Here is a 21,477-nt window from a genome sequence, read left to right on the forward strand (position 1 = left end):
CGCGCGGTTCGCGGGTTTACTCCGGTGTTCTCGACGCGAATCTTATCGACGAGATACTGAAAACATCGGAGCCGTTACTCGGGTAGGAATTAATTTCTGAAGTTTATGATACGAAATAACTAATTACCGCCCTCGTCGATAGGTGGATATGTTGAAGGTCGGTATCAACGGCTACGGCACGATCGGGAAACGCGTCGCGGACGCGGTCGCTGCCCAGCCCGACATGACCGTCGTCGGAGTCGCGAAGACCCAGCCGAACTACGAGGCGCATACGGCGGTCCAGCGCGGCTACCCGATGTACGCGGCGATCCCCGAACGTGCTCCCCTGTTCGCCGAGGCCGGCATCGAGATCGCCGGCGCGGTGGACGAACTCGTCGCCGAGGCCGACGTCGTCGTCGACGCCACGCCCTCCGGCATCGGGGCCGAGAACCGCGAACTCTACGAAGCACACGACACACCGGCGCTCTTCCAGGGCGGCGAGTCGGCCGACGTGGTCGACGTGAGTTTCAACGCGCGGGCCAACTTCGACGCCGCCGGTGACGCCGACCACGTCCGCGTCGTCTCCTGTAACACCACCGGGCTGTCCCGGGTGATCGCCCCGCTCCAGGAGGAGTACGGGGTGGAGAAGGTCCGCGCGACCCTGGTCCGGCGGGGCGGCGACCCCGGACAGAACACCCGCGGCCCGATCAACGACATTCTCCCGAACCCGATCTCGGTCCCCTCCCACCACGGCCCCGACGTCCAGACCATCTTCGCCGACCTCGACATCGATACGATGGGGCTGAAGGTGCCCGCGACGCTGATGCACGTCCACGCCCTGAACGTCACCCTCGACGAGCGCGTCACCGCCGCCCACGTCCAGGCCCTCCTCGAGGAGGAGAACCGCCTCTACGTCATCCCCGCGGGGATGGGGATCGACGGTGTCGGCAAGCTCAAGAACTTCGCGCTCGACGCGGGTCGGCCGCGCGGCGACCTCTGGGAGAACTGTATCTGGGGCGAGTCGATCGCCGTTCGCGGCAGGGATCTGTACCTCTTCCAGGCCATCCACCAGGAGTCCGATGTCGTCCCCGAGAACGTCGACGCCATCCGCGCCGTGACGGGGCTGGAACCGCAGGACGCGTCGATGCGGCTCACCGACGACCGCCTCGGCGTCGGCATCAGCGGTGACCCGGCGGGGTTTAGCGACCAGCGCGTCAGCCACGCCGACGACTGAGTCGTTCGCCGCCGTCGACCGCCGACCCCGGTCCCAGCCCAGTCTCGATTTCGGACCTCGTTGCCGCCCGCGGGAGCTACCGGTTCTCGATCACGGTTCCGCCGGTCTCGACGGCGACCGCGGGATCCGCGCGGACGACCGCCTCCAGGTTCGCGCCGGTCGGCGTCGGCTCCTGCGACCAGCCCCCCTCCGAGAGCCGGAACACGGCGCCGCCGCCACCGACGGTCAGCCGTGCGTGGATCCCGTCGGCGGTCACGGACGTTCGCTCCGTCCGGGGTAATCGGCGTCCAGCGTAAGTGCCTTGTGACGCCCGCGACCCTCACTCCGTCTTCAACAGCTCCACCGCGACGAGTGGATCGCCAGTGAGTGCCCGGATGTACGCCCCGCCGGCGATGGAGACGTGCGAGAAGTCCTGCTCGCTCAGCCCGTACAGCTCGATGGCGCGGGAGGTGTCGCCGCCGCCCACTACCGAAAAGCAGTCGGTGTCGGCGATGGCCTCGAGCACGCCAACCGTTCCCGTCGCGAAGCGCTCGTCCTCGAACAGCCCCAGCGCGCCCTTGACGAAGACGGCCTCGGAGTCGTGGATGATGGGCTCGTACTGTGCGACCGTCTCGGAGCCGACGTCGAGATACGGGCGGTCCTTCTCGGTGATCGCGGCGACCTCGATCTCCCCGCGTTCGTCGTTCTCGTCCTCGTACGCGAGGTCGACGGCGAGTTCGATCCCGTCGCCACGCTCGTCGAGGAGCGATTCGATGGTCTCGTGGTTCTTCTCCCACTGGTCGTCGAAGAGGTCCATGTCGCCGACGTCCTCGCCCACCGGGTGGCCGGCCGCGCGGAGGAACAGCTCGCCCGCGATGCCGCCCAGACAGAACGTGTCGACCTTGTCCCCGATGGCGTTCATCACCGAGATGACGTCCGTCGCCTTCGTCCCGCCGACCACCATCGTCACGTTCCCGTCGAACTCCCGGGTGGCGATGGCGGAGTTGGCCTCGTACTCCGCGACCATCACGCGGCCGGCGTACGCCGGGAGCACGAGGGGAAAGCCGACGAGCGAGGCGTGGGCGCGGTGGGCCGCCGAGTACGCGTCGTTGACGTACGCGTCGAACTCCGGCGCCAGCGTCCGGACGAACTCGCTGTCGGCGTGTGCCTCGGGCTCCTTCTCGGGGAGCTCGTCGTCGGTCATTCGGGTGTTCTCCAGGAGGAGGACGTCGCCCGACTCGAGGCCGCGGATCGCCTCCAGCGCGGGAGAACCGAACGTCGAGTCGACGAAGTCGACGTCGACACCCGCGTGGTCGGCGAGGACGTCGGCGTGCTGTTCGAGAGAGACGAAGTCGTCGTCGCCCGGGCGACCCTGGTGGGCCATCAGTGCGACCCGGTGGCCCGCGTCGGCGAGGTCACGAACCGTTTCGGCGTGCCGTTCGAACCGGCGGTTGTCCTGGACGACGCCGTCCTCGACGGGGGAGTTCAGGTCGAGGCGGACGAGCACGCGCTGGTCGGGGTCGAGATCGTCGAGTGTCCTGAACATGTAGGTCGGTAGATGCGTGACGGGTACTTAGTCGTGTACGGATCGGCCGCACCGACCGAACCGCACCGTCGAGCGTGACCCGGCAGGTCGCCGACGCTCGACTCGCGACTCGGGACGCTCGACACTTGCCGCTCGGCTCATAGGGATTAGCAGAGCAATCCATAGTTTTCCAGCAGAACTGCTTTGGGGCTGTCAGAAAGGGCGTGTGAGATACACCGCGCGTATCTCGCACAGAACATCTGCCGATTCAGTCAAATCGGTCAGCTGGACTGCCGCATTTATCAGTGCAGGCTGTGTATTATCTCTCGTATGCCTGAAGAAGTCCTGTTCAAATCAGAAAGCGACCAGAGTCGAGAAGAAATTGCAGCGTACCTTCGAAAAGTCGCGGATAATCTTGAAAATGGTGATGCGATTACCCTGAAAGCAGGCTCCGAGTCTGTAACGCTGAATCCCCCTGCCCGACCGACATTTGAAGTCAAAGCTGAACGCGAAGGCCCAGCTGGCAACATGACTGAGCGAAGTATCGAATTCGAGCTGGAATGGGACGAGAACGACGGTGAGAAGGGTGGCGGAGGTGGTAAGCTAGAAATTGAGTAGTTACTCCCGACACACGCTCAGAACTATATTCAAAAGCATTTAGCTAAGACAAACGAAACCGATGTGCTGAACTCACCCTCTCTATCTTGCACGTCCTTTTCAATCAATATGTAATCTGTCACGTGAGAAGGTATGGACTCTTACGCCGATCCCTATCAGGACTCGCCGAGGTCGACCGTCACCGTCGACTTCGCTGCGCGCCCGCCAGCTCGAGCCGCGCGTCGACGGTCAGCGACGTCGCGCCCGCGAGCAGGAAGTCCAGCGTGAGCGTGCTCCGCTCCTGCTCGCCGAGGTCGGGGATCGAGAGCGTCGTGTCCGACCCGTCGTTCGTCCGGCCGAACTCGATGGACGGGAACGGGGCCCCCGTGGGCCGACGCAGGGACACCTCCGGCGGGACGCCACGTGGGGTCTCGTCGGTCGTGAACCACAGACGCACGGCGTCGAGTCGAGTGCCGGTGGCGTGGGGGACGCTCACACCGAACGGGCGGGCGTGCGGTCGGGACGAGCGCGACGCCACGCGGAGGCGGCGTCGACGCTGGTAGACTGTCGGTCTCGGCGTCGGTCGGGCGTGCGAGCGAGACCGTCCGCTCGGGCGGACGGGAGAGACGAAAACGAACCTGGTGGTGACGGTGCCGGCTCGATCGACGCGTCGGCGACGACGCGACCGGGAGCGGTCGACTCCCTCGTCTTCAGTAGTCGTAGACGTAGGCGGCGACGTCGAGCATCCGGTTGGAGAACCCGTACTCGTTGTCGTACCACGTCAGGATCTTCGCCTGCTTCCCGTCGGCGACGACGTTCGTCGACTGGAGGTCGACGTACGACGAGTGCGGGTTGCCGAGGATGTCGCGGGAGACGATCTGGTCGTCGGTGACGCCGAGGACGCCCGCCATCTCGCCGGCCGCGTAGTCCATGAACGCGTCGTTGATCTCCTCGGCGCTCGGCTCGCTCTCGAGGTTGACGACCAGCTCCGTGATCGAGCCGTTCACGGTGGGGACGCGGATCGCCATCCCGTCGAGTTTCCCCTCGAGCTGCGGCAGGATCTCGGTCGTCGCCTGCGCGGCGCCCGTGGAGGTCGGCACCATGTTCTCGGCCGCGGCACGGCCACGCCGCCGTTTCGACTGCGGCGCGTCGATGATGCTCTGGCTCCCCGTGTACGAGTGGACCGTCGTGAGCTGGCCGGCGACGATGCCGAACTCGTCGTCGAGCACCTTCGCGACGGGCGTGACGGAGTTCGTCGTACAGGAGGCGTTGGAGACGACGTCCTCACCCTCGTACTCGTCGTGGTTGACGCCGTAGACGATCTGCTTGACCGGCGTCTCGCCCTTCGGCGGCGCGCTGATGACGACTGTGTCCGCGCCCGCGTCGACGTGTGCGCCGGCGTCCTCGTACGTGCGGAAGATGCCCGTACACTCGAGCGCGACGTCGACGTCGAGGTCGTCCCACGGGAGCTCCGCGGGCGACTGGACGTTGAACAGGTCGACCGACGTCCCGCCGATCGTGAGCTGGTCGTCCTCGAGTTCGACGCCGTCGAGACGCGGCATGACGGAGTCGTACTTCGCGAGGTACGCCATGTCGTCGAACGCCATCACGTCGTTGATGCCGACGAGGGCGACGCGCGGGCTCTCCAACACCGCGCGGAAGATGTTGCGACCGATGCGCCCGAAGCCGTTGAGTCCCACCCTGACGACCTCCTCCGCGGGGACGTCGTCACCGGCACTCAGGTACGATTTTTCACTCATAATCGAGTTAGTTACGGTAGTGTATGCACGACCGTGGACTAAATCTGTTTCGGAACCTCGATTACTCTTTGGGTGTTCTGTCGCTCGACTGCCGGAACGTCCGCGGCCGCTCGGTTTCGTCCGCCTGGGTTGTTCTCGCAGATGATTCGTGTTACAGAAGGCTTTTGGTACGAAAAACCATACCTCCGTCCATGCGAAGAGATGACCGTGACGATCCGTTCGACTCCATCTTCGGCGAGATCGAGCGGATGATGAGCGAAATGACTGGCGGCGACACCACCGGGTTCGCCTCCGAGACCCACGTCGACGTCTTCGACGAGGGCGACACGATCCGCCTCGTGGCGGATCTCCCCGGTGTCGAGAAGGACGCGATCGATCTCAAATGTGACGGCGAGACGCTCACGGTCTCTGCGGCCTCGAACCGACGCGAGTACGACGAACGCATCCGTCTCCCCGCGCGCGTCGACGAGCACTCCGCCGCCGCGTCGTTCAACAACGGCGTCCTCCAGGTGACGCTCGAGAAGGTCGAGGACTCCGCGGCGATCGACGTCGAGTAACTCCCCCACTCGCCCGCTCTTATTCGGCCGCTCGCGACTCCACGAGCCCCGCCAGCGTGTCGTAGAAACCGTCGTCGTACTTCGCGGCGTCGTCGATGGTCGGCCGCGCGTTGGTCTCACCGACGACGACCCGTTCGCCCGAGACGAGCAGATCCACGCCGAGGTAACCGATGCCGAGCGCTTCGGCCACCGACTCGGCGAGGCGCCTGTGTTCGGGTGAGAGATCGACCCGTTCGGCCTCGGCGCCCCGGTGGACGTTGTGTTTCCACCGGCCGCGCTCCCGCGCGTCGGGCGGGAGGCGTCGTTCGACGCCGCCGTAGCAGTCGCCGTCGACGACCATCACCCGGTAGTCGCGCGCGTCGGGGAGGAACTCCTGGACGAGGTAGGACTTGTCGCCCGTCGCGCGGTAGTCGTGGACGAGGTCGAGGTAGTCGGCGACGCCGAGGAGCGAGTCCTCGTCCTCGACCCTCGTGACGCCGACGCCGCGGGTCGCGGAGTTCGGCTTCACGACCAGCGGATACGCCATACCCGAGACCGCGTCGACGAGGTCGGCCTCGGACAGAGGGTTCGAGAGCATGACGGTCTCCGGCACCGGGAACCCCGCCCGCGAGAGTTCGGCGACGACGCCGGCCTTGTTCCGCGAGGTCAACACGGCCTCGCGGTCGTTCACCCACGGCACGCCGAGGAGCGCGTCCAGCGCGCCGCCCTCCATGGTCCGCGAGGGGTAGACGAACCCGACGTCGACGTCGGGAACCACGTCGCCGGCGGGATCGTCGGCGGTGAGCCGGATGGATCGCTCTTTCGACTGGACGCCGACGACCTCGATCCCCCGATCGGCGAGCGGGTCGCGCATCCGCTCGAACGTCTCCTCCTGCGTGGTGACCGCCAGTCGGAGCATGCCCTACCCGAGGGACGACGGGAGAAAAACGGTTCGACGGCGGCCGTACGTGCGTCTCGTCCGCGACGGAGGCTCAGGCGACGAGCAGCTCTTCGCCCTTCTCGACCACGACGCGACACGGCGGCGACATCTTGTTGTACGAGCGCCGGAGCGCGTCCTTGGCGATCTCGGCGTGTTCGGGCTGGCAGTAGATGCTGAAGACGATCTCGCCGTTCTGGACGCGTGCGGCGGTGCCGACGGGCTTGCCGAACGCCTGGCGCATCCCGTCGGAGACGCGGTCCGCACCCGCGCCCGTCGCCTGTTTGTTCTCGCGGATGACGTGGTGGGGGTGTTTGTGGAGGATCATCTTGTAGTTCTCCTGCCCCACCTGCTTCAGCATGCGGCGGTTCGCCGACAGGCGCGCCGACTCGAGCGAGCCGTGGCGGATCTGGCACTCCTCCTCCACGCGGAGGCTGATGTGGACCGGGTAGTCGTCGGGGCCGGTCTGGAGGTTGCCCATGTTGAACTGTGCGATCTTCGAACCGGGGACGCCCGTGATGTACTCCCGTCGGGTGTACGCCGACGTGTCGATCTCCCGGTACATCGAGGCCGGTTTGTCTGCCATGGTTACTTGCGTTGGCGAACGTCCACGCGGGCTAAAAGGGCTTCGAAGCGTCTCCTCCGCCGTGTGGCTGTTTCGGCGGCCGACTCCGAGCGAATCGGGATCTCCTCGAAGACGACCGGTGGCTCGACGCAGCGCACGATCGTCGCGTTCCGTCGTGGCACCTCGGTTTCGCGTCCGTCCGGCTCACGGTCTCCGGGGACGTGTCACTGCGCCGATCCTGTCCCCTCCCTCTCTCCCCCGACCCCGCTCAGAGGACGAAGACGCCGAACTCGTGGCCGCAGTCACGACAGACGAGGTCGCGTCCGCGGAGCCGCTCGCCACCGCCGTCCGGGAGGATCGCGTCGAGATCGGTTCGGACGGGCTCCCCACACGACGGACACGAGAGTTCGAGCTGTTCGTACGACATACCAGACACTCACGCGCTTATGAAAGTTAGCTATGACACGACTAATCGTGTTAATCACATCCAAACACCACGCTCCCCGTGTCCGGTGACGCGCCCTCGCCGCGACGTCGCGACCGACTCGAGCCCCGACGGTGCTCGAACGTTTCCTCGCGCGACCGGGAACCGAACGTGATTTCTCCGTCGGCACGCCTCCTGTCGTCGAGAACCGATGTTCCTCGTCTGCGACACCGAGGTCGACCACGACGTGTACGGTTACCTTCCGCGCGCGCTCCGTGGACTCCTGCCCGACCACGAGCAGTACCACGTCCCGACACGGGATGAGACGCCGCCGCTCGACGGCGTCGACGCGGTCGTCGTCACCGGCAGCACGGCCGGGGTGTACGAGGCCGACGACCGCCCGTGGATCCACCGGGCGGCCGCGTTCGTCCGGCAGGTCGTCGACCGGGAGATCCCGACGCTCGGCGTCTGCTTCGGTCACCAGCTCGTCAACGACGCGCTCGGGGGTCGCGTCGGACACCGAGGGCTGACGGCGCGACTCGTCGAGGCCGACCTCGCCGACGACCCGCTCTTCAGGGGGGTCTCGCCGACGCTTCCGATGGTCCACGGCGACCACGTCACGCACACGGGAGACGGGATGGAGCCCATCGCCAGCGCGGGGTACTACCCGTACCTGGCGACGCGCCACGTCGACGCACCCGTCTGGACGACCCAGTACCACCCGGAGTTCACCGCCGACCTCCTCCCACGGATCGAGCGCGACTTCGGCTGGGAGGGGACGCGCGACTTCGCCGACGTCACGACCGAGCGGACGGTGGCGAACTTCTGTCGGCTCGCCGGTGTCGATTCGTGAGGTGACGGTCGACCAGTCCTCCCTCTCGGGCTCGTCGGTGACGGAACGATTATCCCGAATCGAGTTGTATGATAACATACACCATGGAATTCGCGTGGCAATCCTTCGTCGAACCCGACCCGGAATCCGAACTCCAGGGAGTCGTCGGGTATCTGCAGCCTTCGCGGTACCGGACAGTGCCGAGAGTGCTCTGGCATACCCGCGAGATAGAAGCACAGCTCGCAGAGTCGGGCGGGCTGGTCGGCTACGCCCTGCGCGCCAAACTACCCCAGAAGAAGTTCTGGGCAGTCGCTGCCTGGGAGAGCGACGAGTCGCTCCAGCGCTTCGTGGAGAGCGATCCGCACGCCGAGATCAGAACGACGCTCGAACGAGCGATGAAAGAGAGTTGGTTCCAGAGGTTCGACGTGAGTGGCGAGGAGGTCCCGCTGAACGTTGACGAGGCTCTCGAGCGGGTCTGATTCGCAGAGGACACTCCGCTCGGACCACTGTAACCGGAGAGATCGAACTGCCGAACACGTGCGGTGTACTCGGCAGGCCGTCTCCACCCACTCGTCGAGTGAGCGGTTCACCGACCGTCGCCGTCCTCACTCGCCTCGTCGTCTTCTCCCTCGTCCGGCTCCAGCGCCACGAAGCCGAACCCCCGTTCGTCGAGCAGCGCCGCGGCCCGGTCGGTGACCGAGGGGGCGACGAGCACCCCGCGGACGCCGACCGCGTCGTCCTCGCGGCTCACGGCGTCGACGTATCCCTGCAGTTGGCGGACTGCCGACGGCCCGACCCGCCGGCGTTTCAACTCGACGACGACGGGATGTCCCTCGGCGTCGCAGCCGAACACGTCGACCGGGCCGGCGGTCGTCTCCCGCTCTGTGTCGAGCGGTTCGAAGCCCGCCTCGACCAGCGACGGCTCCGCGAGCACTCGCTCTCTGAGGTCCTCCTCGCTCCCCACGAGCGAGAGATCGGCGCGCTCCGCGACCGAAAAGGCCGACAGTTGGTCGACGCGCTCGAACCGGACGTCGAGCACCTCCTCGGGCGTCGACCGGCGCGACTGCACCCGGAGGCGGCCGTCGCGGACGCTCGCGCGGTGTTCACTCCCCGGTGGCTGCCAGTTGACCGGCGTTCGCTTCTCGTCGGTGTGGACCAGCGCCGAGCCGTCGGGTTTCAGGAGCACGAGTCGGTCGCCCGGCCCGAGCGAACTCGACGCACGACCGTCGTACTCGACGCTGCAGCGGCCGAAGACGACGACGAGGTCGCCCCGCTCGAACGCCCCCTCCAGCGCGACGAGGGCGTCGCGGTGGGTGGGCCGGTGGAGAGTCTCGACGCTCACACCGGCGGTTGGCAGTCGGCGGGCAAAAACCGCGCGACCTCACAGCGGTTTCTGGAGCCGTGCGTCCCCGCCGCACGACTACGTGTCGGTTTAGGTTCGATCTCCCCTCGGTTCGAGCGATGACGGACCACGTTGCCGCCGACACGGGGCTCGGAGAGCGCTTCGCGGTGACGACGAAGTGGCGGGCGCTGTTCGTGCTCTCGATCGCCGAACTGTTCGCCATGGCGCTGTGGTTCTCTGCGTCGGCGGTCGCCCCCGAACTCGCCGTCGCGTGGAACCTCACCCCGGCGCAGACCGGCTTCCTCACGAGCGCCGTCCAGATCGGTTTCGTCGTCGGTGCGCTCCTCTCGGCCGTGCTGACGCTCTCGGACACGATCCCGCCGCGCTACCTCTTCGCGGGATCGGCGCTCGCGGGTGCCGCGATCACCGCACTCCTCGCGAGCGTGGTCGAGAGCGCCCTCCCGGCCGTCTTCCTCCGCTTTCTCACCGGTGTCGCGCTCGCCGGCGTCTACCCGCCGGGAATGAAGGTCATGGCCGGCTGGTTCGAGCGGGGTCGTGGCCTCGCTATCGGGGCGCTCATCGGCGCACTCACGGTCGGCTCGGCCCTCCCACACCTCATCCGTGGGGTTGGCGGGATCGGTCGGCCGGACGTCGTCCTCTTCGTCGCTGCCGGCCTCGCGGCCCTCGGCGGCGTGCTCGTGCTCCTCGTCCGCCCCGGCCCACACCAGGCACCGGCCGCCCCGTTCGACCCCCGCGCCGTGCGACGCATTCTCTCCGACAGGGGCACCCTCCTCGCCAACCTGGGGTACTTCGGACACATGTGGGAGCTGTACGCCGTCTGGACGTGGATCCCGGCGTTCCTGGCCGCGTCGTTCGCGGTCACCGGCGATCCGCTCGCCACTCCACAGGTCGCGGCGTTCGTCGCGTTCGCCACGATCGCCGTCGGCGGCCTCGGCGCGCTCGTCGCCGGCGTCGGCGCGGACCGGCTCGGTCGCACCACGGTCACGAGCGCGTCGATGATCACGAGCGGAGCCGCCTCACTGCTCGCCGGCGTCGTCTTCGGCGCGCCGCTCGTCGTGCTCGTCCCGTTCGTCCTCGTGTGGGGCTTTACCATCGTCGCCGACTCGGCGCAGTTCTCCGCCGCCGTCACCGAACTCGCCGAGGGGAGCTACGTCGGGAGCGCGCTCACGCTCCAGACCGCGCTCGGCTTCCTCCTGACCATCGTCTCCATCCAGCTCGTCCCTCGCCTGGTCGAGCTGGTCGGCTGGCAGTGGGCGTTCGCCCCCCTTGCAGTCGGCCCCGCGCTCGGGACGCTCGCGATGCTCCGCCTCCGGACGCTCCCCGAGGCGCGTCGACTCGCCGGTGGCCGCGGGTGAGTGCGACACTGGCGTAGACGCCACGAACGGAGCTCTCCGAAAGGACTCAGCTCCAAGCGCGTGCGAGCCAATGAAACGTGTACTCCGAAAGGAGCAGGGCAGCCCCACTGAGGGTCGCTGTGATCAGTACGACAGCCAGGCTCAATAGATAGATCCACCCTAATTCCGAGAACATCAATGTGTTGACTGCGAACGCTCGGCTCTCGTCCAGACTAACGGCGAGTCCAATCGTCCCGCCGGTTCCAAGTCCGATCTCGAGAGAGGACTTCAGCGTCTCCGATTCGTAGATCTTCGAACCACGGAGGTTGAAGATCGAGAGCCCTGTCAGGAGAAAGGCCCCCACGAGGCTCCCAGTGAACAGTGCCGCGATGCCGAACGACCGGAAGAGGTTGACGAGGCTGTCCCTGTCTTGATCTGGTGGAGAGGGAGTAGTGGTGCCCGGAGACGGCGTCACGGTTGACGGTGTGAGGGTCGGCCCCCCCTCGGTCCGGTCTGCTCCCCCGTGGACGACTTCTCTTCTGACGAGCCGTTTGTGATCCGTGTCACCAACAGTCACGTATCCTCTCATGTCATAGGCGGTATCGGGATCGACCTCGGTGCTGTTGAATCGAACGAGACAGGTGTCGTAACTGTTCGGCTCCAGTGTGACGTTTCTCACGAGTACGTCAGTGTCTGTCGGCAGATCGGTTTCGACCGAGCAGTTGGCGGGCAGACGCGAGTCGTTGTAGTTGATGATGGTGAACTCGACCACCACCGATTCGTTGGTCCCGATCCGTGTCGGTGGTTCGACCTCCATGAAGACGTCCTGCTCCGGTAACTCTTCGTCTGGTGGTGGAGGTGAATAGTCCATCGAGGGAGAACCCATCAGGAGAGAGCCCGTCAGGAGGAGCATGGACGAGACGATGAGACTGCCAATAGCGACTAACACGAAGAGTATCGACCACTCTACTCTCTTCTTCATTCCCTCCACCCCCTCCTATGTAGGGACCGAGAGAACATATAGAACGTGTGCCACTTACTACGTGCCCGGAGCGTCCGCTCGCGGCACGGTGAGACGATTCAGACGGGCGTCTCCACTCTGGGGCAGGTCGAGAACGAATGGACAGAGGTGGCACGTCGCCTCGCCGGTGGCCGTGGCTGAGACCCCGTCGCTCCCGTTCCCGTGATCGCTCTCGTGATTCGGGAACTGTCAGCATTCCTTATATGGGCTGGTGTGCTACCAATCCACATGAAGACGTTTGCCAACATCCAGGGGAACGAGATGGACGACGAAACCGCCCGGACGTTCCTCCACGACCAGGGGTTCGGCGTGCTCTCGCTTGCGTCGGATAGCGATGCGTACGGGATCCCGATCTCGTACGGCTACGACCGCGAGACGGAGCGACTGTACTTCGTCTTCCTCCGCCCCGGCGAGACGAGCAAGAAGGCGCGGTTCGGCGCGTCGACCGAGCTCGCCTCGTTCCTCACGTTCGATGTCCCCTCGCGCGAGGAGTGGCGGACGGTCGTCGTCACCGGTCGGCTCCGGATCGTCGACGACGACGAGTGGCCCGCCGTCCGCGACGCGCTCGACGACAACGCCTGGTTCCCGACGCTGTTCTCCGAGACAGAACCCATGCAGGACATCGTCGGCTGGGCGCTCGACATCGACGACGTGACCGGAATGCACAGCCGGGCCGCCCGGTAGGACGGTTCGCCCTCGTTCGGTTCGTCCTCGTTCGACTCGGTTCGGTTCAGCGTCGGAGCCGGAGGAGCGACCGAAGCGAGGGAAGCGAGGGAAGCGACGGAAGCGATGGACGGGTGTCGTCGAGGTCGACGTACTTCTCGATCGGCACCTCGACGGTCGCGTCCCGCAGTCGGGCGACGGAAAGGACGACGACGAGTAGTGCGGCGACGGCGAACGCACCGAAGCCGCCGTCTTCGACGGCCGTCGCGGTGTTCGTCGCGTCCGATTCGGCGGCGTCGGCCGTGGTCGCCTCACCCGCGTCACCGTCGGTCGCTCCGTCGCCTCCGCTCCCGTCGGTCGCACCCGTCTCCTCGTGCTGGTCGGTCGTCTCCACCGCGTCGGACTGCGTCGACCTCGGCACGACGTACCGTGTCACGTGTTCGGTCCCATCGGCGTCGACCGCCCGCACCACGACCGTCGTCTCTCCCTCGTCGGCGAGCGCCAACTCCTCCTCGAACGAGACGTCGTCCCACACTTCGCCGCCGTCGTACACCTGTTCGAAGTCGACGACCGTCCCGTCGCCGTCGACCGTCTCGACGGAGAGCGAACTCACGCGGCCGTCGCGTGCCGCGCCGTAGACGTGGACCGCCTCGTCGGCCACGAGGTGCGTCCGTTCCTCGTCGACGGCCACCGTCGGGACCACGTTCCGCACGTAGTCGACGACGACGAGCTGCTTGACCTCGTTCCCGCTGGTGTCTTTGGTCCAGACCGTGATCCGGTTGGGGCCCGGCACGAGGTCGACCTCCCGACTGAACGCCATCCGCTCGCGCTCGGGGTCGGCCTCCCGACCCTGGCTGACGACGATCGATCGGCGCGCGACCTCGCCGAAGACGGCGTACGACACCGAGTCGATCTGGACGTTGTCGCTGACGGTTCCGTTGACGAACACGGTCGACGACGTCGTCCGCTCCGGGACCGGGTCGAGCGATATCGACGGATCCGTGACGTCGGTGATGACGACGGAGATGTCGTAACTCCGGCTGTTTCCGAACCGGTCCTGCACGACGACGGTCAGGTCGTTCTCCCCGGGGCCGAAGAACAGCTCCTGCGAGAACTCCGTGCCGGGGTCGCGGATGACGTGCGACTCGGAGACGACCTCGTAGCCGGTCGCCCCCTCGACCTTGTGATCCCTGATAATCCGAACGTACTCGGTACCGACCGAGTCCTCGATCCGGCCGGTGAGCGTCACGCGCGCCCCCGAGACGCGGATATCCGACGGCGCCTGTCCGCGGAGGTCGCTCTCGAACGGACTGGTGAACCCGACGAACGGCGCGACGGCGTCCTTCTCGACGGTGATCCGTGTCGACGTGACGCTCCCGTCCGAGGCGGTGACCACGACCTGGATCGTCTGCGGTTCGTTCGCGAGGTCGAGTCGAACCCGTTCCGACACCCGTTCGGTGCCCGGTGCCCACGTCCGCACGGTCGCGCCGTCGACGCGGACGGTGACGCGTTCGACGGTGGTCCGTGCGCTCGCGTTCACTGCGAGGAGGGGATCCTCGGGGACGATCAGGCTGTCCCCGGCGGCCATCGGCGTCCCGTCGACGGCGAGAGAGACGGTCGGCTCCGCCGCCGCGGCCGGCCCCGCGACTGCCCCGACGACGACCGCGGCGAGGACGACGACGGCCACCGCGAACAGACCTCGCTGCATTGCTCGACTGTTGGCCGAACCGCACGTAAGCGTTGTGCGACGATTATCCGGGCTGATAACCGGGTCGGTGTCGGGGACGGAGCAGTCGGATCGAGCACCGAGGGGTTTACTCGCGCGCCGGCCCGAACGACGGCGATGGTGCGCCCCGACAGTCTCCACTGCGATACCTGTGGCGCGACCGTCAGTGTCGACGAGGCCCACCGGAGCGAGACGTACGGCGACCTCGACCCCAGCAGGTGGCAGACGCTCTGCTGTCCGGGCTGCGGGTCGCGGCTCGAGACCGTGTTCGTCGGCGACGAGTGATCGCGCGACGGCACGCCTGCCGTGACACCCGACCTCGACCGTCTGTGGCACCCGGCGCGGGAGCCGACGGCTGTTGCACTGTGTGGCGTGAAATTGGTGAGAAGTTGACTGTCGAACGCCGATTCGTCAGGTGTGCGGTCGAAACCGGTTTACAGGCGAGTCAGGTTCTTCGCGCGCGGGCCCTTCGGGGCCTGCTCGATCTCGAACTCGACTTCCTGTCCCTCCTCCAGATCCGGACCGCCGACGTCTTCCATGTGGAAGAAGACGTCTTCGTCTGCATCCTCGGTGGAGATGAAACCGTAACCGCCAGTGTCGTTGAAGAAATCAACCTTACCGGTCGCCATTGCACGTCGAGAGAGACGACGGGTGGTAATAACGCTTGCGACATGGCCGTCCGCTCGGTCACGCCGGCACTCGGTTCGCCGTGACCGGCCCGCCCCGCCCTTCGAGACGGCACGGCGCGAAGGTATTTGAGCCGCCGTGACGTACCAGATCGACGTAATGTCGACGCCTCCCCGGACGCCGTCGCGCGTGGCGGTTCGCGGCGCGCTGACGGGCGTCCGCCGTGGACGCCCACCGACCGACGGTAGCCCCGACTACGGTCGCTCCCCCGACCCCGCCGTCTTCGAACTCGTCGCCGATCCCTTCGACAGCGTCGACGACGCCCACGGCCGCCTCTGCGAACTCGAACGGCTCTTCTACGAGCGTGGCGACCGGCGCGGACCGTTCCTCGTCATCTACAGCCGGGTGACGGCCGAGGTCGGCCGCGCCATCGAGGCGGGGACGTTCGCGGACCCCGCGTGGGTCGAAGCGTACCTCGTCACGTTCGCCGACCTCTACCGACAGGCGCTGTTGAGCTTCGAGACGGGATCGCTCGACACGCTCGCCGACCCCTGGCAGGTGGCGTTCGAGTCAGCCACGCGCGGGGAGTGTCTGATCGTCCAGGACGCCGTCCTCGGGATCAACGCCCACGTCAACTACGACCTGGCGCTCGCACTGTCGCTCGTCGGCGTCGACGCCGACCGCGAGCGGAAGTACGCCGACCACTGCGCCGTCAACGCGATCCTCCGGCGGCTCGTCGACGAGGTGCAGGACCGTCTCGCCGAGCGGTACGCCCCGGGAGTCGCGCGGATCGACGAGTCGCTCGGACGGCTCGACGAGGCGCTGTCGTTCGTCGCACTCGCCGAGGGCCGCGACACCGCCTGGCGGGCCGCCGTCGCGCTCGCGGACTCCCGCTTCGGGGTCCGGCGGACAGCGGCGCTGTGGTTCCTCCGCGTCTCCTCGACCGGCGTCGCCTACCTGTTGTTGAGCCCGACCGTCAGCGACCGGCTCCGTGACCGTCTCCGCGACGTCGAACGGGGCGTCGGTGCCGCCGCCGCCGAGTGAGTCGGTGACGCTCGTCAACCCTCTCCGCCCGCGACTTCTACCGCTCGCCCCGTCGCCGCGCTCTCGGCGATCGCGTCGATGGTCCGCATATTTCCGACCGACTCCGCCCGCGTCACCCGCGGTTCGCGTCCCGTCGCGACCGCGTCGGCGAATCCGTCGATCTGGTGCCGGTACTGATCGACCGGCTCGAACGCCTCGACGACGGTCCGACCGTCGACGCACCACTCCAGTGTGACCCGCTCGTCGGGATCGACGCCGAACGCCGGTTCGGCGTGGAGCCAGCCGTCGGTCGTCTCGACCCGGTAGTACTGGCTCTCGGTCCGATCGAAGCCCGCGGCGATCCGTGCGGTCGCCCCGTCGTACGCCAGCGTCGCGGCGACGCCGGTGTCGACGCCACACCCCTGCGTGTCCGTCGTGTGTGCCGACACCTCCTCGGGGCCACCCAGGAACAGCCGCGTCGCGTTGACCGCGTAGCTGCCGACGTCCATGAGGCTCCCCCCCGCGAGGTCGGGGTCGTACCGGATGTCGTCCGTGTCCTCGAACAGGATCGAGAACGCGGCGTCGACGCTCCGGACCGTGCCGAGCTCCCGCTCGACGATCTCGACGGCGCGCACGGTTCGAGGGTGGTACCGGTACATGAACGCCTCCATCAGCGTCACGCCCCGGTCCTCGCAGTGGTCGAACAGCGCCCGCGCCTCCGCCGCGTCCGCGGTCAGCGGCTTCTCGCAGAGCACGTGCTTCCCGTGGTCGGCCGCACGCATCGACCACTCCGCGTGGAGGCTGTTCGGCAACGGGTTGTACACCGCGTCGATCTCGTCGTCCGCGAGGAGCTCCTCGTAGCTCCCGTACGCCCGCGGGACGTCGTGTTCTCGGGCCACCCGTTCGGCGGTGGTCGCATCGCGCGACGCGATCCCGAGAACGGTGTGCTCGCTCGTCTCGACGGCGGGGAGCACGGCGTCGAGACCGATGGCGGCCGTGCTGATGATGCCGAAGCGCATGGCGGTACTGTCCCCCGAGGGGGAGAAAAGTCGTCCGGGCGGCGAGCGTCCCCTCTCGGGCCCCGGGTTCCAATCACGCTTTTCACCGTGCGTCGCCGACGCTCTCACGATGACCGACGACCGGCTGTTCGTGGGGGCTGTCTGGTGTTCCGGACCGTGGCTCGCCGTCGTGTTCGAGGGGGAGACGTTCGACCACGCGGGCGTCTTCGACGGCATCGGCGACGTCTGGCTCCGATACGAGGAGACGGTCGAACGGCTCCTCGTCGACGTCCCGATCGGCCTGGTGGAGGAGGGGAGCGAGGGACGGCAGTGTGACTCGCTGGCCCGGGACGTCCTCGGAGAGCGACGGGAGACGGTGTTCCGCCCCCCGGTCCGCGAGGCGACGCTGAAGCGCCGCTTCCCCGCCGCCAGCCGGACCCACGAACGCAAGACCGGACGCGACCTCTCGCGGGCGGCGTTCGAGACGAGCGAGGCAATCGCCGCCGTCGACGAACTCCTCCAGGAACTCCCCGAGGCGCGCGACGCCGTCGCCGAATCCCACCCGGAGGTCTGCTTCCGGGCGTTCGCGGGAGAGCCGATGGCGCACCCGCGCGACATCGCCGGCGGCTACGCCGAACGTCTCCGGACGCTCGCCGAGTACGATCCGGACGGCCCGGTGACGGTCCAGGCCGTCGCCGAGGCGACCGACGGTGCCGACGTCGCTGTCGCGGACGTCCTCGACGCGGTGGTGCTCGCCTACACCGCCCGGCCCGGTCCCGGGACGCTCCGCTCGCTCCCGTCGGACCCGCCGACGGATGCCGAGGGGTTCCCGATGTGTATGTGGTACCGGGCGTCGGAACCGCTCGTGTAATCTCCCCGTCAGCCGAACGTCCCCGTCCGGCACTCAGCCGAGCGTCTCACTCCGGCGTTTCGCAACCGCGGCGACCGCAGGGACCGCCGTGACCGGGCTACTCGACCCCGTAGACGGTCGTCTCCGGGTGGAACTTCGACCAGCCGAGCCAGAACAGCGGCGGCAGGTCGTTCGCCCGCCTGAGCGTCGTGCCCTCGAAGGGGCCGTCGACGGCGACGCCCGTGCTCCGCTGCCAGCGCGATCCGCCCGCTCGCAGGTGGCTGTCGCCGTCGCCGACGAACTCGCGGACCTTCCCGTCGATCCGGCGGTCGTACGCCACGAGCGTGTCACCCGGCGCGGTCGCCACGACCACGGGACGCCCCCCGACCGTGTCGGTGACGACACCGGTCGCTTCGTCGGTGCCGTCGGGGTCCCTGCCCGTCCCCGCCGCGGCGACCACCCGCGCCGGATACGCACGCGCCACCCCGCCGTGTTCGACCCCCACGACGAGCTCCTGCGGGTGGAGTCGGTCGCCGTCACCCGTGTACCCGATGAGCACCGCGTCGTCGTAGTCGTACTTCGGGCTGAAGTAGTCGTACTGCGCGTTGCGGCCGCGGACGGTGTTCGACGCCGGCGGCGGGAGCAACACGCTCGTCGTGGGGTGGTCCGTCCGCCACTGTTTCCAGGTCGTCAGCGTCGACGGCAGGACCCGCAGGCGCTCGCCGGTCGCCGGGCCGTTGATCGCCGTCGCCAGCAACTGACTCCAGAGGCTGTCGGTCTCGCCGTCGTAGAGCACGGGATCCGAGCGCCAGAGGTAGCCCGAGACGCCGAATCGTGTGGGGCACCCGCCGACCGTCCGCTCGGCGACGACCGCGCTCCCGCACTGGACGCAGTACGTCACGAGCAACGGGCCGTCGAACGTGTCGTTGACGACCTCGTGCCAGTCGAGGATCCGGAGGGGGTACGCGCGCGCCTCGCCACCGCGCTCGACGCCGACGACCGGGGCGTCGTCGGGCAGTCGGGTCGTCTCCGCCGCGGACTCGGTCGGAAGGGACAGGTCGCCCCAGTCGGCGGCGAACGCCGGGTCGGTGATCGCGGGGATGTGGTCGCGGTGGACCGCCGCGAGCATGTCGGTCGTCGGCACCGGGAGCGTGACGTCGCCGACGCGGGTCGGTCGCGGCGTCCGCGTCGCCGTGGCGGTCGCCGAGCGCTCGCTCCCGTCGTCCCGACCGGCGCGGCCGAGACAGCCGGCGACCGCGCCCCCGGCGATCGCGAGCGCCTCCAGGTACCGTCGCCGTTCCATATGCTTCGGAGTGGGCGCACACGCAAAACGTGGCCGGCCGAGTGGTCGAGCCCGTGCACGACCGCGACGGTTACGTTGAGGGAGTCGCCCCGTGTCCGCTCGCCGAGGACCTCGCCCCGTGTCCAGGCTGCCCGCCCCAACAGTCATCGCGGCGGCTCTCCACGGGGCAGGCATGCAGATACCCACGGCCGACGACTTCGACGCGCTGACCGAGTGGGGACTCGTCGACGACCCGTGTGCGGCGCTGGACGACTACTCCACAGAGCGCGCGGCGCGGCGCGCGTCGAACGACCGTCACCGACGCGCGCGCCGCGAACAGGTGGAGAACGCCGCCCCCGCGTTCGTCGAGGACAGCCAGTCGTACTACCGGACGATGGACCGTCCCATCGACCGGACCAAGTGGACGTACCTGAAACGGCGGAAGGCCTGGTTCCAGCCCCCGGTCGGCTGGGGTACGTTCGCCGCCCCCGGCACGTCGCGGATCCTCGATCTCGGCTGTGGCGACGGCGACCAGACGCAGCGCGTGGCCGACTTCGTCGCCGGGCGGTGGCTGAGTGCCGACTACGACGGCTACCCGCTGGAGATCGTCGGCGTCGACCTCTCCGCGTCGCGCGTCGAGAACGCCCGGCGGCACGCCCGCTCGCCCCACGAGAAGATCACGCTCCGCTTCGAGACCGGCGACGCGGTCGACGGTCTCGACTACGGCGACGACTTCTTCGATCACACCCTCGCGATCGGGCTGTTCGAGGTGCTCCGTGACGAGCACGCCGAGACGGTGCTCGACGAACTGACACGCCTCACGGCCCACGGCGTCTACCTCCGTGACCTGCTCGACGACTACCCCGGTCTCACGCCACGACCGGACCTCGCCGACCGGCTAGCGACCCGCGGGTTCGACCCCGTCGAGCGGCACGAGCTGTTCGAGGAACCGTTCGTCGACGAGGGGACGCGCGATCCGCTCGGTGTCTGGCCGATGAACGTCCACCAGGTGGTGTTCGCCGCCGCGTCCGACCCGCCCACCCACGCGGATCGGTACTGAACGGCCCGCTCGCCTGTCGGATGCTCCCGCCAGACAGGTCTGTCGGAGTGAACGGGCTGGATCGTCCCCGCAGACCCCCCACGCGTGAGCCACGTTACCGTGGGACCGTCTTACTTTATATCCGTACGTAACATACAGTTGTCATGCTAGGGAGCAGATTCCTCGTTCTGACGATCGCGTTGCTGATGGTGACCGCTGGCTGTGTCGGCGGTGGGGGTGGCGACGCCGAGGCGGACGCCAGCGGGGGGACGGCCGGAGGGAGTCAGTCGGGCGACGGTGGTGATGGCGGCAGCGATGTCGGCGCGGACAGTGCAGGCAACGCCGGGAGCGACGATCTAGAACTGGCCGACACCGAGGCGGCGCTCCGCGAGGCCGGCAGCTTCACCGTCGTCTGGAGGTACAGCGGCGTCGACCAGAGCGGCTCCGAGACCGACGTCAGCCGCGAGTTCTACGCGGACCTCGAGTCCGGACGCACGCTCACGGTCATCTCGTCGATGCAGGACGGACAGAGCGACAGCGGGACCATGCAACAGTTCTTCGCCGACGGCGTCACTCACGTCCGATCGGGCTCGGAGGAGTCGCCCACGTACTTCTCGTACGAACAGGAGTCCACCGACGTCGTCGCCACCGCGATCGCCTTCTCCCAGGCGCGTGCGTACGGGTCCGACGAGAACATGGCGTTCGAGGGGACCGAGACGTTCGACGGCGTCTCCGTCCAGCGCTACGAACTCACCAGAGCCGACTCCCAACTCATCCGCGCCGGTTCCGCGGCGGGCGTCGCCGCCGGCTCGAGCAACGTCGAGATCACCGACTTCCGTTACGTCGTCCTCGTCGACGAGGACGGCCTCTCGCGCTTCGAGTCGTGGTCGTTCTCGGGAGAGACGACGGACGGACAGACCGTCCGCGGCGAGTGGGAGTACTCGCTCACGAAGGTCGGTTCGACCACCGTCGACGATCCCGAGTGGCTGGCCGAGGCCGAGGCCCAGTCGCAGGGATAGCCAGGATACCCCGTCGACGGTCGCTCGACCGTCAATGCGTCGTCGACGCCCACTCGCACACTCGGGTCGCGCCCGGCTCTCGACGAGTCGCCCGGATCGCGGGCGTGATCGGCGAGAGGTCGCCGACTCGACGAACGGCTCCATGCCCTCCCCGTAACACCGGT

At 67.7% G+C, this 21,477-nt stretch carries 25 protein-coding genes; 12 read left to right on the top strand and 13 right to left on the bottom strand.

Going from position 1 to position 21,477, the window contains the following annotated elements; translation table 11 throughout:
* Positions 1-148: 148 nt before the first annotated feature.
* A complete protein-coding gene (locus tag FZP69_RS03450; RefSeq protein ID WP_152039975.1) occupies positions 149-1,213 on the top strand; it encodes a type II glyceraldehyde-3-phosphate dehydrogenase in 1,065 nt (354 codons plus the stop codon).
* A 76-nt stretch (positions 1,214-1,289) separates the two neighbouring features.
* On the opposite strand, the gene FZP69_RS03455 is transcribed toward FZP69_RS03450, so the two are convergent.
* Both FZP69_RS03455 and FZP69_RS03460 read right to left on the bottom strand, forming a co-directional pair.
* Positions 1,290-1,469 (bottom strand): hypothetical protein, encoded by a 180-nt coding sequence (locus FZP69_RS03455; protein WP_152039976.1) that lies wholly within the window; start codon positions 1,467-1,469, stop codon positions 1,290-1,292.
* A 63-nt stretch (positions 1,470-1,532) separates the two neighbouring features.
* Entirely contained in the window at positions 1,533-2,738 is a 1,206-nt protein-coding gene (locus FZP69_RS03460; RefSeq protein WP_152039977.1) for a phosphoglycerate kinase, read from the bottom strand.
* Between the two features lie 309 nt (positions 2,739-3,047).
* Between FZP69_RS03460 and FZP69_RS03465 the strand changes: the two genes are divergently transcribed.
* Positions 3,048-3,335 (top strand): amphi-Trp domain-containing protein, encoded by a 288-nt coding sequence (locus FZP69_RS03465; protein WP_152039978.1) that lies wholly within the window; start codon positions 3,048-3,050, stop codon positions 3,333-3,335.
* A gap of 178 nt (positions 3,336-3,513) precedes the next feature.
* Here FZP69_RS03465 and FZP69_RS03470 read toward each other — a convergent pair whose 3' ends face one another.
* Positions 3,514-3,810 (bottom strand): hypothetical protein, encoded by a 297-nt coding sequence (locus FZP69_RS03470; protein ID WP_152039979.1) that lies wholly within the window; start codon positions 3,808-3,810, stop codon positions 3,514-3,516.
* A 214-nt stretch (positions 3,811-4,024) separates the two neighbouring features.
* Positions 4,025-5,074, bottom strand: coding sequence for a type I glyceraldehyde-3-phosphate dehydrogenase (gap, locus tag FZP69_RS03475; RefSeq protein WP_152039980.1), 1,050 nt, complete (start codon positions 5,072-5,074; stop codon positions 4,025-4,027).
* A 191-nt stretch (positions 5,075-5,265) separates the two neighbouring features.
* On the opposite strand from gap, the gene FZP69_RS03480 reads away from it, so the two are divergent.
* Positions 5,266-5,631, top strand: coding sequence for an Hsp20/alpha crystallin family protein (locus FZP69_RS03480; RefSeq protein ID WP_152039981.1), 366 nt, complete (start codon positions 5,266-5,268; stop codon positions 5,629-5,631).
* Positions 5,632-5,650: 19 nt separating this feature from the next.
* On the opposite strand, the gene FZP69_RS03485 is transcribed toward FZP69_RS03480, so the two are convergent.
* The 3 genes from FZP69_RS03485 to FZP69_RS22340 form a co-directional block, all read right to left on the bottom strand.
* Positions 5,651-6,529, bottom strand: a complete 879-nt coding sequence (locus FZP69_RS03485) for an ATP-grasp domain-containing protein (protein ID WP_152039982.1) — start codon at positions 6,527-6,529, stop codon at positions 5,651-5,653.
* Between the two features lie 73 nt (positions 6,530-6,602).
* Positions 6,603-7,133 carry a 50S ribosomal protein L16 gene (locus tag FZP69_RS03490; protein ID WP_152039983.1) on the bottom strand — a complete coding sequence of 177 codons (531 nt, stop codon included), beginning with the start codon at positions 7,131-7,133 and terminating at the stop codon, positions 6,603-6,605.
* Positions 7,134-7,380: 247 nt separating this feature from the next.
* Positions 7,381-7,539, bottom strand: a complete 159-nt coding sequence (locus FZP69_RS22340; protein ID WP_192918444.1) for a hypothetical protein — start codon at positions 7,537-7,539, stop codon at positions 7,381-7,383.
* Positions 7,540-7,747: 208 nt separating this feature from the next.
* Here FZP69_RS22340 and FZP69_RS03495 point away from each other — a divergent pair, with 208 nt between their 5' ends.
* Positions 7,748-8,389, top strand: coding sequence for a type 1 glutamine amidotransferase (locus FZP69_RS03495; protein WP_152039984.1), 642 nt, complete (start codon positions 7,748-7,750; stop codon positions 8,387-8,389).
* 83 nt (positions 8,390-8,472) lie between these two features.
* Entirely contained in the window at positions 8,473-8,847 is a 375-nt protein-coding gene (locus FZP69_RS03500) for a hypothetical protein (RefSeq protein WP_152039985.1), read from the top strand.
* 107 nt (positions 8,848-8,954) lie between these two features.
* Here FZP69_RS03500 and nucS read toward each other — a convergent pair whose 3' ends face one another.
* Positions 8,955-9,710 (bottom strand): endonuclease NucS, encoded by a 756-nt coding sequence (nucS, locus tag FZP69_RS03505; RefSeq protein ID WP_152039986.1) that lies wholly within the window; start codon positions 9,708-9,710, stop codon positions 8,955-8,957.
* A gap of 119 nt (positions 9,711-9,829) precedes the next feature.
* Here nucS and FZP69_RS03510 point away from each other — a divergent pair, with 119 nt between their 5' ends.
* Positions 9,830-11,086 carry an MFS transporter gene (locus FZP69_RS03510; RefSeq protein ID WP_152039987.1) on the top strand — a complete coding sequence of 419 codons (1,257 nt, stop codon included), beginning with the start codon at positions 9,830-9,832 and terminating at the stop codon, positions 11,084-11,086.
* A gap of 46 nt (positions 11,087-11,132) precedes the next feature.
* Here the strand turns inward: FZP69_RS03510 and FZP69_RS03515 are convergent, their stop codons facing one another.
* Entirely contained in the window at positions 11,133-12,047 is a 915-nt protein-coding gene (locus FZP69_RS03515; RefSeq protein WP_152039988.1) for a hypothetical protein, read from the bottom strand.
* Positions 12,048-12,314: 267 nt separating this feature from the next.
* On the opposite strand from FZP69_RS03515, the gene FZP69_RS03520 reads away from it, so the two are divergent.
* Complete coding sequence (locus FZP69_RS03520; protein ID WP_240137438.1) at positions 12,315-12,770, top strand: pyridoxamine 5'-phosphate oxidase family protein; 456 nt, start codon at positions 12,315-12,317, stop codon at positions 12,768-12,770.
* Positions 12,771-12,816: 46 nt separating this feature from the next.
* Here the strand turns inward: FZP69_RS03520 and FZP69_RS03525 are convergent, their stop codons facing one another.
* The gene (locus tag FZP69_RS03525; RefSeq protein ID WP_152039989.1) at positions 12,817-14,457 is read right to left on the bottom strand and encodes a hypothetical protein; all 1,641 of its coding nucleotides are present in this window, start codon (positions 14,455-14,457) and stop codon (positions 12,817-12,819) included.
* Positions 14,458-14,592: 135 nt separating this feature from the next.
* On the opposite strand from FZP69_RS03525, the gene FZP69_RS22345 reads away from it, so the two are divergent.
* Positions 14,593-14,760, top strand: coding sequence for a hypothetical protein (locus FZP69_RS22345; protein WP_192918445.1), 168 nt, complete (start codon positions 14,593-14,595; stop codon positions 14,758-14,760).
* Between the two features lie 149 nt (positions 14,761-14,909).
* Here the strand turns inward: FZP69_RS22345 and FZP69_RS03530 are convergent, their stop codons facing one another.
* Entirely contained in the window at positions 14,910-15,104 is a 195-nt protein-coding gene (locus FZP69_RS03530; RefSeq protein WP_136590639.1) for a cold-shock protein, read from the bottom strand.
* 157 nt (positions 15,105-15,261) lie between these two features.
* Here FZP69_RS03530 and FZP69_RS03535 point away from each other — a divergent pair, with 157 nt between their 5' ends.
* Positions 15,262-16,146 (top strand): DUF5995 family protein, encoded by an 885-nt coding sequence (locus tag FZP69_RS03535; protein ID WP_152039990.1) that lies wholly within the window; start codon positions 15,262-15,264, stop codon positions 16,144-16,146.
* 14 nt (positions 16,147-16,160) lie between these two features.
* On the opposite strand, the gene FZP69_RS03540 is transcribed toward FZP69_RS03535, so the two are convergent.
* Positions 16,161-17,144 (bottom strand): Gfo/Idh/MocA family protein, encoded by a 984-nt coding sequence (locus tag FZP69_RS03540; RefSeq protein ID WP_152039991.1) that lies wholly within the window; start codon positions 17,142-17,144, stop codon positions 16,161-16,163.
* 109 nt (positions 17,145-17,253) lie between these two features.
* On the opposite strand from FZP69_RS03540, the gene FZP69_RS03545 reads away from it, so the two are divergent.
* Complete coding sequence (locus FZP69_RS03545) at positions 17,254-17,994, top strand: DUF429 domain-containing protein (protein WP_152039992.1); 741 nt, start codon at positions 17,254-17,256, stop codon at positions 17,992-17,994.
* A 97-nt stretch (positions 17,995-18,091) separates the two neighbouring features.
* On the opposite strand, the gene FZP69_RS03550 is transcribed toward FZP69_RS03545, so the two are convergent.
* Positions 18,092-19,276: a DUF3179 domain-containing protein gene (locus FZP69_RS03550; protein WP_152039993.1), complete on the bottom strand. Its 1,185-nt coding sequence runs from the start codon at positions 19,274-19,276 to the stop codon at positions 18,092-18,094.
* Between the two features lie 172 nt (positions 19,277-19,448).
* Between FZP69_RS03550 and FZP69_RS03555 the strand changes: the two genes are divergently transcribed.
* The gene (locus FZP69_RS03555; RefSeq protein WP_152039994.1) at positions 19,449-20,315 is read left to right on the top strand and encodes a class I SAM-dependent methyltransferase; all 867 of its coding nucleotides are present in this window, start codon (positions 19,449-19,451) and stop codon (positions 20,313-20,315) included.
* A 143-nt stretch (positions 20,316-20,458) separates the two neighbouring features.
* Positions 20,459-21,313 (top strand): DUF7537 family lipoprotein, encoded by an 855-nt coding sequence (locus FZP69_RS03560; protein WP_152039995.1) that lies wholly within the window; start codon positions 20,459-20,461, stop codon positions 21,311-21,313.
* The last annotated feature ends 164 nt before the right edge of the window (positions 21,314-21,477 follow it).

Origin of the sequence: Salinigranum salinum, assembly GCF_009176545.1 — an archaeon.
Classification (GTDB): domain Archaea; phylum Halobacteriota; class Halobacteria; order Halobacteriales; family Haloferacaceae; genus Salinigranum; species Salinigranum salinum.

Bases quoted from the DNA above. Each gene is read 5' to 3' on its own strand.
- FZP69_RS03450 (WP_152039975.1), top strand. From the start codon at position 149: ATGTTGAAGGTCGGTATCAACGGCTACGGCACGATCGGGAAACGCGTC.
- FZP69_RS03460 (WP_152039977.1), bottom strand. From the start codon at position 2,738: ATGTTCAGGACACTCGACGATCTCGACCCCGACCAGCGCGTGCTCGTC.
- FZP69_RS03465 (WP_152039978.1), top strand. From the start codon at position 3,048: ATGCCTGAAGAAGTCCTGTTCAAATCAGAAAGCGACCAGAGTCGAGAA.
- gap (WP_152039980.1), bottom strand. From the start codon at position 5,074: ATGAGTGAAAAATCGTACCTGAGTGCCGGTGACGACGTCCCCGCGGAG.
- FZP69_RS03480 (WP_152039981.1), top strand. From the start codon at position 5,266: ATGCGAAGAGATGACCGTGACGATCCGTTCGACTCCATCTTCGGCGAG.
- FZP69_RS03485 (WP_152039982.1), bottom strand. From the start codon at position 6,529: ATGCTCCGACTGGCGGTCACCACGCAGGAGGAGACGTTCGAGCGGATG.
- FZP69_RS03490 (WP_152039983.1), bottom strand. From the start codon at position 7,133: ATGGCAGACAAACCGGCCTCGATGTACCGGGAGATCGACACGTCGGCG.
- FZP69_RS22340 (WP_192918444.1), bottom strand. From the start codon at position 7,539: ATGTCGTACGAACAGCTCGAACTCTCGTGTCCGTCGTGTGGGGAGCCC.
- FZP69_RS03495 (WP_152039984.1), top strand. From the start codon at position 7,748: ATGTTCCTCGTCTGCGACACCGAGGTCGACCACGACGTGTACGGTTAC.
- FZP69_RS03500 (WP_152039985.1), top strand. From the start codon at position 8,473: ATGGAATTCGCGTGGCAATCCTTCGTCGAACCCGACCCGGAATCCGAA.
- FZP69_RS03510 (WP_152039987.1), top strand. From the start codon at position 9,830: ATGACGGACCACGTTGCCGCCGACACGGGGCTCGGAGAGCGCTTCGCG.
- FZP69_RS03515 (WP_152039988.1), bottom strand. From the start codon at position 12,047: ATGAAGAAGAGAGTAGAGTGGTCGATACTCTTCGTGTTAGTCGCTATT.
- FZP69_RS03520 (WP_240137438.1), top strand. From the start codon at position 12,315: ATGAAGACGTTTGCCAACATCCAGGGGAACGAGATGGACGACGAAACC.
- FZP69_RS03525 (WP_152039989.1), bottom strand. From the start codon at position 14,457: ATGCAGCGAGGTCTGTTCGCGGTGGCCGTCGTCGTCCTCGCCGCGGTC.
- FZP69_RS22345 (WP_192918445.1), top strand. From the start codon at position 14,593: ATGGTGCGCCCCGACAGTCTCCACTGCGATACCTGTGGCGCGACCGTC.
- FZP69_RS03530 (WP_136590639.1), bottom strand. From the start codon at position 15,104: ATGGCGACCGGTAAGGTTGATTTCTTCAACGACACTGGCGGTTACGGT.
- FZP69_RS03535 (WP_152039990.1), top strand. From the start codon at position 15,262: ATGTCGACGCCTCCCCGGACGCCGTCGCGCGTGGCGGTTCGCGGCGCG.
- FZP69_RS03540 (WP_152039991.1), bottom strand. From the start codon at position 17,144: ATGCGCTTCGGCATCATCAGCACGGCCGCCATCGGTCTCGACGCCGTG.
- FZP69_RS03545 (WP_152039992.1), top strand. From the start codon at position 17,254: ATGACCGACGACCGGCTGTTCGTGGGGGCTGTCTGGTGTTCCGGACCG.
- FZP69_RS03550 (WP_152039993.1), bottom strand. From the start codon at position 19,276: ATGGAACGGCGACGGTACCTGGAGGCGCTCGCGATCGCCGGGGGCGCG.
- FZP69_RS03555 (WP_152039994.1), top strand. From the start codon at position 19,449: ATGCAGATACCCACGGCCGACGACTTCGACGCGCTGACCGAGTGGGGA.
- FZP69_RS03560 (WP_152039995.1), top strand. From the start codon at position 20,459: ATGCTAGGGAGCAGATTCCTCGTTCTGACGATCGCGTTGCTGATGGTG.